The sequence below is a fragment of the Weissella diestrammenae genome (assembly GCF_014397255.1).
Lineage (GTDB): Bacteria > Bacillota > Bacilli > Lactobacillales > Lactobacillaceae > Weissella > Weissella diestrammenae.
Window position 1 is genome coordinate 354,232 of sequence record NZ_CP060724.1, and the last position, 15,377, is coordinate 369,608.

Consider the following 15,377-nt stretch of genomic DNA (forward strand, 5'->3'; position numbering starts at 1 on the left):
GTATATTCTGATTTTCCACAATTTCATTGACCATGCCATTCTGACATATCCAATTAATCCCGTATAATCGCATATATCGGTAATAACGCTTGGATGGCATGCAACAATGTTTGCTCTGTCTGATTAGTCCCAATCTGATCCGATTTAGCATCAATTGACATACCAATAATCAATTCATTTTGTCGGCTCTTCGTGAAATTCTGGACGATGTTTTTTACATCAATTGGCGTTACTTCGTTTACCATATGGTCCTTGCTACTAACAAAATCCGCTGGTAATTGCGCAATCAAGTCTTGCGCTACTTCTATTTTTTTAGATAATTGTGCCCATTTTCCTGGTGTTTCTTTCGCATTTTCTAGCACTGATAAACTCATAAAGAGTCGATTTTGCCACATAGTCAACTCAAAATGTGGCATCATTTTATATCCGCGCCGATTTGGTGAAAATGCAATCCATGTACTTTCTGGTGGGTTAACCGTTCGTCGCAAATGTTTAGCAACGTGTGCTGTCCATTGTTGCCCATCTTGTTCGAGTAATGGTAGCGCCTTTTCTGCAAATAACTCAAACTCAGGATCTAAAACTGATCGAATTTGTGTCATGCGCCCATGTAACGTTGGCTCAGAAAAAACATCAAAATGCTGTTGTGTAAACATGAATTGCCTCCCATTCTACTATGCTGACTTAACGCAATTAGACTAGCTCTGAAATCAATCCTAAGATAACAGCCAAAGCAAACACACCCAAACCAATCAATTCAATCATTATTATTTTTTTACGTTTTGACATTGATTATTCTCCTCAACTAGCGTTTAGTGGACATTTTAAATTCCAAAAATAAATCATTATATGCTTCTGTCCAGTATAATCCTAAATCTTGATAAACCCGCAATTGACCCAAGATTTGTTGTGTTGGATAAAATTGCGAATCGTGTTGCACACTTTGCGGTAATAGGCGTTTGGCTGCCGAGTTAGGCGTGGCATACCCATTATATAACGCATTTTGAGCTGCATTCTTTGGCTGAGAAATGAAATTGATAAAGGCATATGCTGCTGGTTTATTTTGAACCGTTTTAGGCATCACGATATTATCAAACCAAATATTTCCCTTTCCAGCTGGGACTACATAGTGCAGATGTGGATTCTCAGCAATCATTTGTGCCGCGTCACCAGAAAAATCCAAAGCCAATTTGGCCTCATCTTGTGCCATATACATCTTAATTTCATCACCGACTATCGCTTTAACATTAGGCATCAATGCGTCTAACCGCCCCTTTGCCGCTGCTAACTCACCCATATTTTTAGTGTTCACACTATTATTATTAGATGCCAGCCCAACCGCCATCACATCTCGGGCTGAGTCGTATAACATAATTGAATTACGCCACTTAGGCTGCCACAAATCATTCCATGTCTTGATTTCATCCGGTTGAACATACTTGTCATTATACACAATACCAAGCGTGCCCCAAAAATAAGGTACTGAATAGCGATTATCGCGATCAAAATCTAAGTCCATAAATTGCTGGTCATAATATTTCAAACCTGTCAGTCGCTTATGATCCAATGGCACAAGTAATTTGGCCTTTTTCATCTTTTGAATCATATAATCAGAAGGAATGGCTAGATCATAATGCGTGCCACCTTGCTTGATTTTAGTAAACATGGCTTCATTTGAATCAAAGGTCTCATAATCCACTTTGTAGCCACTTTGACGTTCGAATTTATTAATCAATTCTGGGTCAATATAATCACCCCAATTGAAAATGGTCAATGTTTGTTGACCTTGCTTTGCTCGTTTGCTTTGCGATTGATTTGTCAAAACAAAATTAATTGTTGCTAGTACTGATACAATCGCAAGAATAATACCTGAAAACCATGCTAATCGTTTCATCGCCTAACCACCATTTCCTTTGATTCCACAATCATTTTGTCTCGTTTTGTCTGAGTACTTTTTTTACTACGTGTCATAATGTAATAATAAATCATGACCAAAATCAGCGATACCATAAACATTAACGCTGACAAGGCGTTAATTGACAAATCAATTCCATGTCGTGCACGTGCATATATCTCAACTGATAATGTTGAAAAGCCATTCCCGGTCACAAAAAAGGTTACTGCAAAGTCATCTAATGAATAAGTAATCGCCATAAAAAATCCAGCCAGGATTCCCGGCCATGCATAAGGCAAGATGACGCGGCTTAATACTTGTCGCCAATTTGCGCCCAAATCTTGTGCAGCACTAATCAACGCTGAATTCATTTCATTTAAGCGTGGCAGTACCATTAAAACAACAATTGGAATCGAAAAGGCAATGTGCGCTAGCAATACCGATCCAAAGCCTAAAGTGAGTCCAAACATTGTAAATAGAATCAAAAATGATGCACCAATAATGACATCTGGCGAGACCAACAAAATATTGTTCAAAGATAACAAGATATTTTTGATCCCTTTTTGTTTCGTTTGATAAATTCCCAATGCACCAAATGTACCAATTAACGTCGCCAACAATGATGACAAAAAAGCGATAATAAATGTATTAAGCAAAATGCTCATCAATCGTCGATCAGAGAACATATTCCCGAAATGGCGCAATGAAAAACCAGTAAAGCTCGTCATGTAGTTACCACGATTAAAAGCGAAAAATATCATATAAAAAATTGGGGCATACATTAAAATAAAGACAAACACTAAATAACTGGTACCCAAATAATGCTTTTTCATTATTCACCCCTCTTTTTCTGCTTTCTGTCACGCGTCAGATACATAGTGATTGCCATCGCAACCACCAAAACGATACCAATCGTCGACCCCATGCCCCAGTTTTGAGTCACCATGAAATGCTCCTCAATTGCAGTACCAAGTGTAATCACACGGTTTCCACCGATTAAACGTGTAATCATGAAGAGTGACAAGGTTGGAATAAAGACCGCTTGCACGCCAGACTTAACCCCACCAATTGTTAAAGGAAAAATGACCTGGCGTAAAGTTTGCCAAGCTGATGCCCCAAGATCTTTGGCCGCATTGGTTAAACTTGGATCTAATTCAACCAAACTATTATAAATGGGCAAAATCATAAAGGGAATCTCAATATAGGCTGCGACTAAAATAAAACTTGTATCCGTAAATAATAACTGCTGCGGTGCAATGCCCATAAAACCAAGGAACTGGTTGACACTCCCCTCTTTTGAAAGTAATCCAATGAAAGCATATGCTTTTAATAATAAATTCACCCAGGTCGGTAAAATCACTAAAAGAAGCCAAAATTGACTGTTCTTCAATCGACTTAATACGTAAGCCATCGGGTAGCTAATTAGTAATGTCATCAAAGTGACAATTGCGGCATAAAAGATGGAATTAAGCGTCATGCGTAAGTATGTGCCTGATTTAAAGAAATCAACATAATTACTCATTGTTGGTTGATGATATAAATTCTGAAACGATTGAAAGACCATTAAAACTAACGGTAAAATGACAAACAAAACCAACCAAAACACATATGGTACCATGTACCCCATCGTTCGTTTATTCTTCGACGTCATCTTCATACGCCTCCAAACGTGTATCAAAATCTTCTTCAGTTTCATTTAGGCGCATGATATGGATATCTTCAGGGTCAAACGTCAACCCCACCCGCGTTCCAACATCGACCCCATTTGTTGATTGAATCTGCCATTCATGAAGATCATCATCATAGCCAGTGATTTCAAAATAATCGCCTCGGAAAGAAGTCGCATCAATTGTCACAACCACTTTTCCCAATGCTTCAGACACAATATCAACATCTTCTGGTCGGATAACGACTTCAACTGGTTCATTGGGACGCATACCACCATCGACATTTTCGAAATCTTGGCCATTAAAATGAACCAAATTATCTTCAATCATCACACCAGGAATAATGTTCGCCTCGCCAATAAAGTCAGCAACAAAATGATTAATCGGTTCGTCATAAATATCTATCGGATCACCATTTTGAACAACATCACCATCATTAATTACAAAAATCCAATCAGACATTGCCAACGCTTCTTCTTGATCGTGTGTCACAAAGATAAAAGTAATACCTAGCCGTTGTTGAATTTCACGCAGTTCATATTGCATATCTTTTCGCAATTTGTAATCTAGGGCTGATAATGGCTCATCTAGCAATAAAACCTGTGGTTCATTCGCCAAAGCGCGTGCAATTGCAACTCGTTGCTGTTGTCCACCTGACAATTCACTAATCTCACGATTCTGGTAACCACCCAGTTTTACTAATTCAAGCATTTCGGCAACTTTGGCCTTAATTTCAGCTTTCGGTTTACCTTTAATAGTCATCCCAAAAGCCACATTTTCAGCAACATTCATATTTGGAAATAACGCATAATTTTGGAATACAGTATTAACTGCCCGCTTTTCCGCTGGCACATCATTAATTCGCTTACCATCAAATAAAATATCACCACTTGTTGCAGACAAAAAGCCAGCAATCAAACGTAAAATAGTCGTTTTCCCTGAACCAGATGGCCCCAACAACGTATAAAATTTTCCCGCTTCGATTTCTAAATCAACGGCATTTAAAATAACGTTTTCGTCGTAAGCTTTCACGACGTTTTTAAATTCAATAATTGGTTGAGTCACACCTCATGCCACCTTTCCTGTATTACAAAAATTGTACCACTAGTATTCAATTGACTTCAAACTTAATCAGCCAAAGCTTGTTGAAATTTATAACCTTTCAGACATATAAAAAACGTCCTCAATCAATTTGAGGGCGTTTAATTAAATTAACGGCTATTCAAGTTGTTAATTTAAATGATTATACTTTATGCTTCTTCTGAACCACGACCATACTTTTTAACGATCTCATCTTGAACGTTCTTTGGCACAGCTTCATAGTGGTCAAATGCCATCTGGAAAGTTCCACGTCCTTGCGTTGATGAACGCAAAGTCGTTGCATATCCAAACATTTCTGACAAAGGTACTTTTCCGTGAACCATCAATGAGTTTCCACGTTGTTCTTGTCCTTCAATCATTCCACGACGTGCTGAAATATGTCCCATCACATCACCAAGATTGTCTTCAGGCACAACGATGTCAACCTTCATAATTGGTTCCAAGATAACAGCACCAGCAGTCTTTGCAGCTTCGCGCAAAGCTAATGACGCAGCAATCTTAAAGGCAGCTTCTGATGAGTCGACATCGTGATATGATCCATCATACAACTTAGCCTTCAAGTCAACCAATGGGAAGCCAGCAAGTGGCCCGTTGTTCAACGAATCCTTCAATCCAGCTTCAACAGAAGGAATGTATTCACGAGGCACAACACCACCGACAATGGCATCCTCGAATTCAAATCCAGCACCCTCTTCATTAGGTGTGAATTCGATCCAAACGTCACCATATTGTCCCTTACCACCTGATTGACGCTTGAAGTATCCACGCGCTTGAACAGTTTTCGTAAAGGCTTCACGATATGCAACTTGAGGTGCACCAACCGTTGCTTCAACGTTAAATTCACGCTTCATACGATCAACGATGATGTCCAAGTGCAATTCACCCATTCCAGAGATCAAAGTGTCCCCAGTTTCAGGGTTAGTTTCGGCACGGAATGATGGATCTTCTTCGGCCAACTTCTGCAAAGCGGTTGACATTTTGTCTTGGTCTGCTTTTGTCTTAGGTTCAATAGCCAATTGGATAACTGGTTCTGGGAACTCCATTGATTCAAGAATCAATGGCCGATCAACAGCAGTCAATGAATCACCAGTCGTTGTATCTTTCAACCCAATCGCAGCTGCGATATCCCCTGAGAATACTTCATCAATTTCAGTTCGGTTAGTAGCGTGCATTTGTAGCAAACGTCCTACACGTTCACGCTTTCCCTTTGATGTGTTTTGAACGTAAGAACCTGATTCCAAAGTTCCAGTATAAACACGAAGGAAAGTCAAACGACCAACGAATGGATCAGTCATAACTTTAAAGGCTAAGGCAGCAAATGGATCATCGTCATTAGCAACCAAGTCAACTTCTTCATCAGTGTCAGGGTCAGTCGCAATATATGGCTTAACATCCAAAGGAGATGGCAAGTAATCTACCACCGCGTCAAGCATCATTTGAACACCCTTATCTTTATAAGCTGATCCAGCTAGAACTGGGTAGAATTGCAATGACAAAACGCCACGACGAATTCCAGCTTTCAATTCATCTTGTGTGATTTCTTCACCACCCAAGTACTTTTCCATGATATCGTCATCGACATCAGCGATGGCTTCAACCAATTCATTGTACTTGTCTTCGACAAGATCCTTGTAATCATCAGGAATTTCGCGCTTTTCCCACTTCTCACCAAGTTCGTCAACAGGATATAGTGCTTCTTTAGTAATCAAATCGATAACGGCTTCGAAGTCATCTTCAGCACCAATTGGCCATTGAATAGCCTTGGCATTAGCACCCAAGCGAGACTTGATTGAATCAACAGACATTTGGAAATCTGCACCCATCTTATCCATCTTGTTAACAAAGACGATACGTGGTACTTGATATGTTTCAGCTTGTCGCCAAACAGTTTCTGTTTGTGGTTCAACCCCGGCAGCACCGTCCAAGACAGCAACTGCACCGTCAAGCACACGTAAAGAACGCTCAACTTCAATCGTGAAGTCCACGTGACCTGGTGTGTCAATGATATTAACACGGTATGGTTCCTTCTCGAATTGATCATGGAAACCATGCCAAACAGCTGTCGTTGCGGCAGATTGAATCGTGATTCCACGCTCTTTTTCTTGATCCATAAAGTCCATTTGTGATGCACCATCATGTGTCTCACCAATTTTATGAATCTTTCCTGTATAGTACAAAATACGCTCGGTCGTTGTTGTCTTACCGGCGTCGATGTGGGCCATAATTCCGATGTTACGGGTACGGCTCAATGGGTATTCACGCTTGTTAGCCATTGTGAAATATTCTCCTGTAAATTAATTCAGCATATTACGCTGCTTATATTAAATTATACCGCAAAAGCTCAAAAGTGACCACCTATAAATGTAGCCAAATCACCAATGAGCTTGAAGGATTCATTTATCTGACTTAATTTTTGAATCATACGAATTCAACTATCAATTAAGTCACTTTCAAATAAAAAACACCATTGCTTCATCATTCGACTGATGTTTGCAATGATGCGTTCTAATTCAATCTTACCAACGATAGTGTGCAAAGGCACGGTTGGCTTCAGCCATTTTGTGCGTATCTTCGCGCTTCTTAACAGATGCACCAGAATTATTGGCAGCATCCATAATTTCCTTGGCTAAACGTTCGTCCATTGTGTGTTCTCCACGTAAACGTGAGTATGACACAAGCCAACGTAATCCAAGCGTCACACGACGCTCTGGACGTACTTCGACTGGAACTTGGTAGTTTGATCCACCAACACGACGTGCGCGGACTTCAAGAACTGGCATGATGTTGTTCATGGCTTCCTCAAAGACTGCTAGTGGTTCATTTCCCGTAGCTTCTTTAATACGATCAAACGCATTATATAAAATTGTTGAAGCTGTTCCGCGCTTTCCATCAAGCATCAAGCGGTTGATCAAACGTGAAACAAGCTTTGAATTATAAATTGGATCAGGCAGAACTTCAGCCTGTTTAGTATAACCCTTACGTGGCATTATTAATGTCCTCCCTTAATTATTTCTTCTTAGGGCGCTTTGCACCATACTTAGAACGTGATTGCATACGACCGTCAACACCGGCAGTATCAAGCGCACCACGGATAATGTGGTAACGTACTCCAGGCAAGTCCTTTACACGACCACCACGGATCAAAACAACTGAGTGTTCTTGAAGGTTGTGACCGATTCCAGGAATGTATGCTGTCACTTCAATCAAGTTAGAAAGACGAACACGGGCGTACTTACGCAAAGCTGAGTTAGGCTTTTTTGGTGTCATCGTTCCGACACGAGTTGCAACACCACGCTTTTGAGGCGCAGGTGCAAGTGTCGTTTTCTTTGATTGTGAGTTATATCCGAAGTTCAACGCAGGTGAGTTTGACTTCGTGCTCTTTGACTTACGAGGCTTACGAACCAACTGATTAATTGTAGGCATGTCTTAGAGGCTCCTTTCAAAATTCTATAAAATTTAGTCCACAATACCGGGCGTATCGTATAAAAATACGTCGAAATTGCAGCTGTTTGGTACTATCCAAAGCTAGTTCAGCACGTCGCGCGAACTAACGCGGACACCAACTTGATTTAAGCACAAAGAATATATTACCATCCCACAAATGAAATTGCAACCACTTTCTGCAAAACAATCCGGATAAGGTGGGCATTCGTTTTGCAAACATTACCGGGCGTATCATTATCGCGTTGTGCAATGATTGTCACAGATTGCTCACAATTGGCTCTTTTTTAACTATTAAGGAGTATTGATCATGTCATTCATGTTTACATTTGTGCTCTTATTTTTAAGCTGGCAGGACTGGCAAACATATCAAATCAGTAGTTGGTTACTAATGCCAATAATATGGTTAGCCAGTCTTTCATTCAAGATAATGGACATGCTTTTAGTATTAGGCATCTATATATTAACGCTTTTCGTCAACAAATTATCTGAAAAGTACATCGGTTCTGGTGACATTGATATCATGTTTACCAACTTTTTAGTTTTAAATGACCCTCAACAATGGTTATTGTGGCTGACGTTAAGCAGTCTTTTGGCTTATGGCTATGCCCACAGCACTAAGCGCATCCAGTTACCGTTCGTTCCATTTTTAACCATTGCCAATATTTTGAATCTATCGTTTTATCCATAAAAAAACGAGCATCCGCTCGTTTTTAAATAATTATACTAATGCTAGCAAATCAGCCTTCTTTGCAGAAGAAGCGTATTCGACATTTTGTGCATCCAAATATGCTTTAATTTCAGCAACAGTATTTTTGTCTGAAGGCTTTTCAGCACTTACTTCAGCTTTTTTTGCTGGCTTTGGTTCAGCAACAGTCACTGTTACTTCTGTTTCCAAAGTTGCAGGTGTTACTTCATGAAAAGCTTGTCCGTTATCAGTCAAAGCTTTCTTAGCAGCGTCAGTCAAAGCAGTAAATGCTTTTGCGTCAGTCACTGCCAAATCTGCCAACATCTTACGGTTCAACTTTGAACCCATCAAAGCAAGACCATTCATGAAACGTGAGTATGACAACCCATTCATCCGAGCAGCAGCATTAATACGTGTAATCCACAACTTACGGAAATTACGCTTTGTTGCCTTACGATCACGGAATGCGTAAACCCATCCCTTCCAAACTTGTTGCTTAGCAACTTTATAATTAATATGACGTTGTCCACGGTAGCCCTTGGCTAACTTAATCATTTTCTTACGACGTGCACGTGAAACTGTTCCACCCTTTACTCGCATGGGTTAATCCTCCAATTTTTCTTAAAATTCAACAAGAGTCCTCTATTTAACAATTAATTAAACGCGGCTCAATAGGTGCTTATATGTCTTTAATGTCGTATGGTTCATCATTGATGTTCCACGTAATTGACGCCGTTGCTTCTTAGTCTTACCGTGGAAACGGTGTGAAGTATAGGCATTCCCTGACTTCAAACCACCATTGGCAGTCTTCTTAAAACGCTTTGCTGAAGCGCGGTGTGTCTTAAACTTAGGCATGAGTTATTCCTCCAAACTGATTTTAGGTTACTTGGCGTCCTTAGGGGCGAGCACCATGAACATGCTACGTCCCTCCATCTTCGCGCGCGCTTCGATTTTTGCAATATCATCGAGTTCATTAGCAAAGCGATCCATCACTTCGCGTCCAATCTCTTTGTGCGTAATCGCGCGGCCACGGAAACGAATTGATACTTTGACTTTATTACCTTTTTGCAAGAACTTTGTTGCATTGTTCTTTTTGGTTGTAAAATCGCCAGCGTCAATTGTAGGACTTAGACGAATTTCCTTAACAGTAACAATTTTCTGGTTCTTGCGTTGTTCACGAACCTTCTTTTGACTATCAAACTTGAATTTACCATAATCCATAATCTTAGCAACGGGTGGCTTTGCTGTCGCTTGAACTAGAACTAAATCTAGTTCCGCATCGTCAGCAATTCTTTGCGCCTCAGATTTTGACATGATACCTTGATCACCGTCATCAGTAATTAAACGCACTTCCCGTGCACGGATATGATCATTGATTAAATCTTGTTGCTGTTGTGGTTGACGTACATTAGCTGCTATGGTCTTGACCTCCTAATTTTCTTCCAAAACAAAGTAAAAGCGGATTACTGCTCATCGCAATAACCCACCATTCATTCAATAATTAATGAAATCGATTGACCTGAAGACAAAATCTCCTAGGTGAACAGCGGGTGGCCATTGCTTTGCTTTCTAACAGATATTACTTTACTCGTTATGCCTTAAAAAGTCAACACTTTTGATAAGACACCATTGATAAATTTACTTGACGTGTCATCTGTAAAATCTCGTGCTAAATTTAGCGCTTCATCAACTGCCACTTTTGTTGGCACATCACCAAATGTTGCCTCATAGATAGCAAGGCGCATCAATTCAAGATCAACTCGATTTAAGCGATCCAAGGTCCACCCTGCTGCCAAATGTTCAGAAATTAACAAATCCGCTTCTGTAGCATGCGCTCTGACATTTTCGACTAGGTTGACCACTTCAACCGGTGCCTCATCCGTCCATTCAATTTCAGGATCGCCCGCTAACACCTGTAAGACAACGTCTGATACGTTAGCTTCAGGATTGGCAGAGAGTCCAAACAACGTCTGAAAGGCAGTTTGCCGAATAGCATGCCGCGTCAATTTCGTCATTACTTCGTCGCCCCTTCTTCTGATTGTTCTCCAAATAAGTTATTTGGATCAATTTCTGTCGTTGTTTTTTCAGAAATAATATCAGTCACATGCACATCAACTGAAGCAATTTCTAAATCCATCATCGCATGAATTTGTGATTTAATATGTTCTTGAATTGCGTGGGCGACTTTAGGCACACTCACCCCATAATTTAATTCAACATATGCTTCAATCGCAATGTCACCGGTTTCATTTTGCTTTGTATAAATGCCCTTACTATGTTGCACTTTTTTCCCAAGAACTTCTTTTGCACGTTCCCCAAAAGTACCGCGCAATTTTGCGACACCTTCAACTTCTTTTGTTGCTAATCCTGCAATTAAATCAATCACACGAATATTAACGCGTGTTTCACCCTCTTGAGTAGCTTGAGTTAATAAAATTGTTTCTTCTGTTGCCATTTTTGTTTTCCTCCTCAAGTGATTGCTTGCTAGAAAACGAAACGCCCACCATATACTCTTTGGTAGGCGCTTCAAGAATTAAACTATTTCACTACGCACGTGAAGAGTATGAACCACCATTGTCAGTATTGACAACGAGCTTGTCACCCTCATTCACAAAATCAGGCACAGTAATCACTAGTCCTGTTTCCATTGTAGCTGGCTTACCACCACCATTAGCAGTTGCACCCTTAATACCAGGTTGCGTTTCGCTCACTGTTAACTCAACAGTTTTAGGTACTTCAATACCAAGCAATTCGCTTTCATAATAAGTAACCTTAACATCTGTTCCTTCAAGCAAGAACTTCATTTCATCTTGAATCTTATCAACAGGAATTGCAATTTGATCATATGTTTCCATATTCATAAACACACGATCGTCCCCATCTGAATATGAGAATTGCATTGGTGACGTTTCGATGTTAGCCGTTTCAAATTTATCTCCAGGCCGGAAAGTCACTTCATTAACAGCACCGCTACGTAAGTTCTTCAACTTTGAACGTACGAACGCTGCACCCTTTCCAGGCTTAACGTGTTGAAATTCCAACACACGCCAAATTGAGTTTGAATATTCGATTGTCAAACCCGTTTTTAAATCATTCATTCCGATGGCCATGATTAATAATCTCCTAAAAATTAACTTTTATACTTATAAATGATACCAGAAAGAATGCTAAATGACTAGAATTGCTTGTTGATTTACTTATATTTTTGCTCGAGTCCGCTCATCCAATACCCTAAAAGTGTGCCCAAAACAAAGAGGAGGCCACTAATAATCACCTGTACCCACGTGAAGCCGGCATAATCAGCTACTGGCGGCAAGAGAATCAGAATGGTCGATACCAAGACAATGCCGAGAATAAAATGATAAATTTTAGCATAATAGACTTGCAACAAGTAGTGCATGATTTTTGAAAAAATTAGCAACGTTAATATGCCACCGAAGGCCACAGGAATTAAGACGTTTAAATCAGCATTTTTAAAACCAATCAACATGGCATCAAACAATCCCAAATATAATAAGAGATTAGAAGGGCTTAACCCAGGTACAATGACGCCTAAAGCAATTAATCCGCCTGCTAGTAGCCATGAAAAATAGTTATGTGGTAATTGTCCAAAAATCATTGTTAAATTATATAGAAACAAACCACCAACACCCATTGTTGTTGCTAAGATAAGCCAATCTGATGTTGAGCGCCCTTTTTTGCCAGCTTCATGCACTAAAGCCGGCAATGTCCCAACGATAGCACCCGCAAATGCCCATAACACCATTGCTTTATATGTTGACAATAGATATTCCAATGGCGCACTAAGCAAAATAATACCCACGAGCCCACCGATACCCACCGGTAAGAAAAACCAAAAATCAACTTTGAAGCGGCTACGAAGATGTGCCATAAAATTCAACATCCGTTCGTATAAGCCAAGAATAGCCGCTAAAACACCGCCTGAGACGCCGGGCAAAATGAAGCCAAGCGCAATGAAAACGCCTTTAACAAAGCGGACAAACCAATTTTTAATCGTTTCACTTTTCATATCTGTTCCCAATCTTTTTTATAAACAGTCTGGTCCAAAGCCTGCTGTGTTTAAAAATGACTTAACGGCTATCAATCATAGTCATTAAGTCATTTACTATCTCTTACAAACGCGCACGTAATTGTTCAGTTAGTTCTTCATAACCTGGCTTACCTAATAAGCCAAACATATTTCGCTTGTACGCTTCGACACCCGGTTGATTAAATGGATTAACACCATTCAAATAGCCTGAAATACCAACAGCAATTTCAAAGAAATAAATTAAGTATCCTAGATGGAACGCATCTTGTTTCTCAATCTCAACCACCATATTAGGCACACCACCGTCAACGTGGGCTAACAATGTACCATCTGATGCCATTCGATTGACATAACTCATCTTTTCTCCTTGAAGATATGCCAAACCGTCATCAGCATCAGTCGTTGGAATGATGACATCTGATACAGGTTCTGTTACGCGCACCAAAGTTTCAAAGAGGTTACGACGTCCTTCTTGAATATATTGTCCAAATGAGTGCAAATCAGTTGAAAAATTACCTGTTGCTGGGAAGATTCCCTTACCATCTTTCCCTTCTGATTCACCTTGTAATTGCTTCCACCACTCACCGAATTGGACCAAGGTTGGCTCATAGTTAATCAGCAATTCGGTTGTGTATCCCTTACGGTATAATGCATTTCGATAAGCGGCATACTGATAAGCGGCATTATTTTGCAAGTCTGAATCTGAATAAGCAACTTGTGCTGCTGCTGCACCAGCCATTAATTGATCAATATCGCCACCTGCAACGGCAATTGGCAACAACCCAACTGCAGTCAAAACTGAGAAACGGCCACCAACACCATCAGGCACAACAAATTCTTCATAACCTTCCTCATCAGCCAACGTTTTTAATGCACCCTTTTGGGCATCCGTCGTCGCATAAATGCGTGCTTTAGCGCCTGTCACGCCATACTTTGTTTCTAACATTTGCTTGAAAACACGGAAAGCAATAGCTGGTTCAGTCGTTGTTCCTGACTTTGAGATAACATTCACCGAAAAGTCGCGATCACCAATCAATTTAATTAATGAATTAAGATATTGACCCGAAATATTATTTCCGGCAAAGACAACTTGTGGCGCTGTTCGTTGTTCAGATGAATATGCTGAACTAAAATAGTCATTCAGAAAGTCAATTGCTGCACGTGCGCCAAGATATGACCCACCGATTCCAATCACAACAAGAACTTCTGAATTACTTTGAATTTGTTTGGCCGCTGACTGGATGCGTGCAAATTCAGTACGATCATATTCAGTCGGCAAATTAATCCAATCAGTATATGCTGCGCCGGCACCCGTTCCAGTGCGTAACATGTCATCAGCAAGCGTCACCATTGGTTGCAACATTGTTAATTCGTTTGCATCAACAAAGGTGTCTAATTTACTTGTATCAAATGAAAGTGTTGTCATGATTATTTCCCCTAAAATTAAATGTTCTTAAATGCGTAAGTTGTTACATACTCTTGATGTTGATTAGCTGGCAAAACAATATCACCAAACGATGGATGATGAATCGCATCAGATAACGTTTGAGCCTCTAATGCGACCCCATTGTATGGATGTGCTGCTAGAAACGCTGCTTGATCTTCATAATCGTCTACTGCCGGATTTGTAATAAAGAAAATGACTGCATTACGATCTGTTGTCATTTCCACTGATCGTTTTGACTGTGGATCAGTCAAAATCGCTGCGGGCGTACCGGGTTCATAAGATAGAGCAAAGGCATCATCGAATTTTTTATCGAAAGCATCTGATGGCAAACGATCAATATTATCACCAATCTTAGTTGCTGTTTGAAAATCAAAGGCTGTCTCAGCAACTGATAATAATTCACCGGTTGGAATTTTATCAGGTCTAAATGCCAAATGTTTTGGTGCTTGAAGCATCAATTCTAATTGACGGGCATCAGTCCCGACACCTTGCATATTAAAATAAACGTGCGAGGTTGGATTATATAGCGTGTCTTGATCTGAAGTTGCACCAAATATTAAGCGTACTTCATTATCGTCAGTTAGTGTGTATGTGACAGTTGTCCCCATAGTACCTGGAAAATTGTCTTGAGCTTCGGTCATTGTTGTTGCAAAAGTAACGCTGTTGCCAGCTTCATCAACGTAAGCAATATCCCAATTTCGATGTGAAAAACTATGTTCGCCACCATGTAAATTGTTTTGTCCTTCATTAGCGTCTAACTGATAGCGTTTTCCATTTAATTCAAATTCAGCCGCATCAATCCGACCTGCCACACGGCCAACGGCATTCCCCAAGAAATAACCATTATGAAGATACCCATCTAAATCATCAAAACCCAGTACAAGGGAAACACCCTGTGCTGTTACGAATGACTGCCATGACGCTCCCCAAGAAACTAAGCTCAGTTGATGGCCATTGGCATTTTCGATTACAACACGTTTAACTTGTTGACCATCTGGTGTCTGGCCAAAATCCGTCACTTGAATCGTCATTATTTCACCTATCCTTTATTGCGTCTAATCCCTACCATTTTATTTTATCATGATTAAGCG

Annotated in this window: 18 protein-coding genes and 1 pseudogene; 1 reads left to right on the forward strand and 18 read right to left on the reverse strand. The window is 40.1% G+C overall.

From position 1 onward, the window contains the following. Positions 1 to 53: 53 nt before the first annotated feature. The 8 genes from H9L19_RS01855 to rpsL form a co-directional block, all read right to left on the reverse strand. Positions 54 to 653 (reverse strand): DUF1054 family protein, encoded by a 600-nt coding sequence (locus H9L19_RS01855; RefSeq protein WP_187529477.1) that lies wholly within the window; start codon positions 651 to 653, stop codon positions 54 to 56. A gap of 149 nt (positions 654 to 802) precedes the next feature. Further along, positions 803 to 1,891: an ABC transporter substrate-binding protein gene (locus H9L19_RS01860; RefSeq protein WP_187529478.1), complete on the reverse strand. Its 1,089-nt coding sequence runs from the start codon at positions 1,889 to 1,891 to the stop codon at positions 803 to 805. Continuing rightward, the gene (locus H9L19_RS01865; RefSeq protein ID WP_187529479.1) at positions 1,888 to 2,724 is read right to left on the reverse strand and encodes an ABC transporter permease; all 837 of its coding nucleotides are present in this window, start codon (positions 2,722 to 2,724) and stop codon (positions 1,888 to 1,890) included. Before H9L19_RS01865 ends, H9L19_RS01860 begins: the two co-directional genes overlap by 4 nt. Beyond that, positions 2,724 to 3,542, reverse strand: a complete 819-nt coding sequence (locus tag H9L19_RS01870; protein WP_187529480.1) for an ABC transporter permease — start codon at positions 3,540 to 3,542, stop codon at positions 2,724 to 2,726. Before H9L19_RS01870 ends, H9L19_RS01865 begins: the two co-directional genes overlap by 1 nt. After that, a complete protein-coding gene (locus H9L19_RS01875) occupies positions 3,526 to 4,623 on the reverse strand; it encodes an ABC transporter ATP-binding protein (protein ID WP_187529481.1) in 1,098 nt (365 codons plus the stop codon). Before H9L19_RS01875 ends, H9L19_RS01870 begins: the two co-directional genes overlap by 17 nt. A gap of 185 nt (positions 4,624 to 4,808) precedes the next feature. Beyond that, on the reverse strand, positions 4,809 to 6,932 hold the full coding sequence (gene fusA / locus H9L19_RS01880) for an elongation factor G (RefSeq protein WP_187529482.1): 2,124 nt from the start codon (positions 6,930 to 6,932) through the stop codon (positions 4,809 to 4,811). A gap of 243 nt (positions 6,933 to 7,175) precedes the next feature. After that, entirely contained in the window at positions 7,176 to 7,646 is a 471-nt protein-coding gene (gene rpsG / locus H9L19_RS01885; RefSeq protein WP_187529483.1) for a 30S ribosomal protein S7, read from the reverse strand. Between the two features lie 19 nt (positions 7,647 to 7,665). Continuing rightward, positions 7,666 to 8,082, reverse strand: a complete 417-nt coding sequence (gene rpsL, locus H9L19_RS01890) for a 30S ribosomal protein S12 (protein ID WP_187529484.1) — start codon at positions 8,080 to 8,082, stop codon at positions 7,666 to 7,668. A gap of 328 nt (positions 8,083 to 8,410) precedes the next feature. Here rpsL and H9L19_RS01895 point away from each other — a divergent pair, with 328 nt between their 5' ends. Next, entirely contained in the window at positions 8,411 to 8,791 is a 381-nt protein-coding gene (locus H9L19_RS01895; RefSeq protein ID WP_187529485.1) for a prepilin peptidase, read from the forward strand. Positions 8,792 to 8,821: 30 nt separating this feature from the next. Here the strand turns inward: H9L19_RS01895 and H9L19_RS08485 are convergent, their stop codons facing one another. The 10 genes and pseudogenes from H9L19_RS08485 to H9L19_RS01940 all read right to left on the reverse strand — a co-directional run bounded on the left by H9L19_RS08485 (position 8,822) and on the right by H9L19_RS01940 (position 15,317). Beyond that, a complete protein-coding gene (locus H9L19_RS08485) occupies positions 8,822 to 8,980 on the reverse strand; it encodes a HeH/LEM domain-containing protein (RefSeq protein ID WP_338117726.1) in 159 nt (52 codons plus the stop codon). Then, positions 8,978 to 9,388, reverse strand: a pseudogene (rplT, locus tag H9L19_RS08260) (50S ribosomal protein L20); the annotation flags it as partial. The gene H9L19_RS08485 and the pseudogene rplT, both read right to left, overlap by 3 nt. Positions 9,389 to 9,445: 57 nt before the next feature. Continuing rightward, on the reverse strand, positions 9,446 to 9,643 hold the full coding sequence (gene rpmI / locus H9L19_RS01905) for a 50S ribosomal protein L35 (protein WP_187529487.1): 198 nt from the start codon (positions 9,641 to 9,643) through the stop codon (positions 9,446 to 9,448). A gap of 27 nt (positions 9,644 to 9,670) precedes the next feature. Next, positions 9,671 to 10,207: a translation initiation factor IF-3 gene (infC, locus tag H9L19_RS01910; protein WP_187529881.1), complete on the reverse strand. Its 537-nt coding sequence runs from the start codon at positions 10,205 to 10,207 to the stop codon at positions 9,671 to 9,673. Positions 10,208 to 10,386: 179 nt separating this feature from the next. Next, entirely contained in the window at positions 10,387 to 10,803 is a 417-nt protein-coding gene (gene nusB / locus H9L19_RS01915) for a transcription antitermination factor NusB (protein ID WP_187529488.1), read from the reverse strand. Next, a complete protein-coding gene (locus tag H9L19_RS01920) occupies positions 10,803 to 11,243 on the reverse strand; it encodes an Asp23/Gls24 family envelope stress response protein (RefSeq protein WP_187529489.1) in 441 nt (146 codons plus the stop codon). The genes nusB and H9L19_RS01920 overlap by 1 nt, the downstream gene beginning before the upstream one ends. Positions 11,244 to 11,334: 91 nt before the next feature. Next, on the reverse strand, positions 11,335 to 11,898 hold the full coding sequence (efp, locus tag H9L19_RS01925) for an elongation factor P (protein WP_187529490.1): 564 nt from the start codon (positions 11,896 to 11,898) through the stop codon (positions 11,335 to 11,337). Between the two features lie 83 nt (positions 11,899 to 11,981). After that, positions 11,982 to 12,818, reverse strand: a complete 837-nt coding sequence (locus tag H9L19_RS01930; protein ID WP_187529491.1) for a DUF368 domain-containing protein — start codon at positions 12,816 to 12,818, stop codon at positions 11,982 to 11,984. A 103-nt stretch (positions 12,819 to 12,921) separates the two neighbouring features. Then, positions 12,922 to 14,265: a glucose-6-phosphate isomerase gene (locus H9L19_RS01935; protein WP_187529492.1), complete on the reverse strand. Its 1,344-nt coding sequence runs from the start codon at positions 14,263 to 14,265 to the stop codon at positions 12,922 to 12,924. Between the two features lie 17 nt (positions 14,266 to 14,282). Continuing rightward, positions 14,283 to 15,317 carry an aldose epimerase family protein gene (locus H9L19_RS01940; protein ID WP_187529493.1) on the reverse strand — a complete coding sequence of 345 codons (1,035 nt, stop codon included), beginning with the start codon at positions 15,315 to 15,317 and terminating at the stop codon, positions 14,283 to 14,285. Positions 15,318 to 15,377 lie beyond the last annotated feature (60 nt).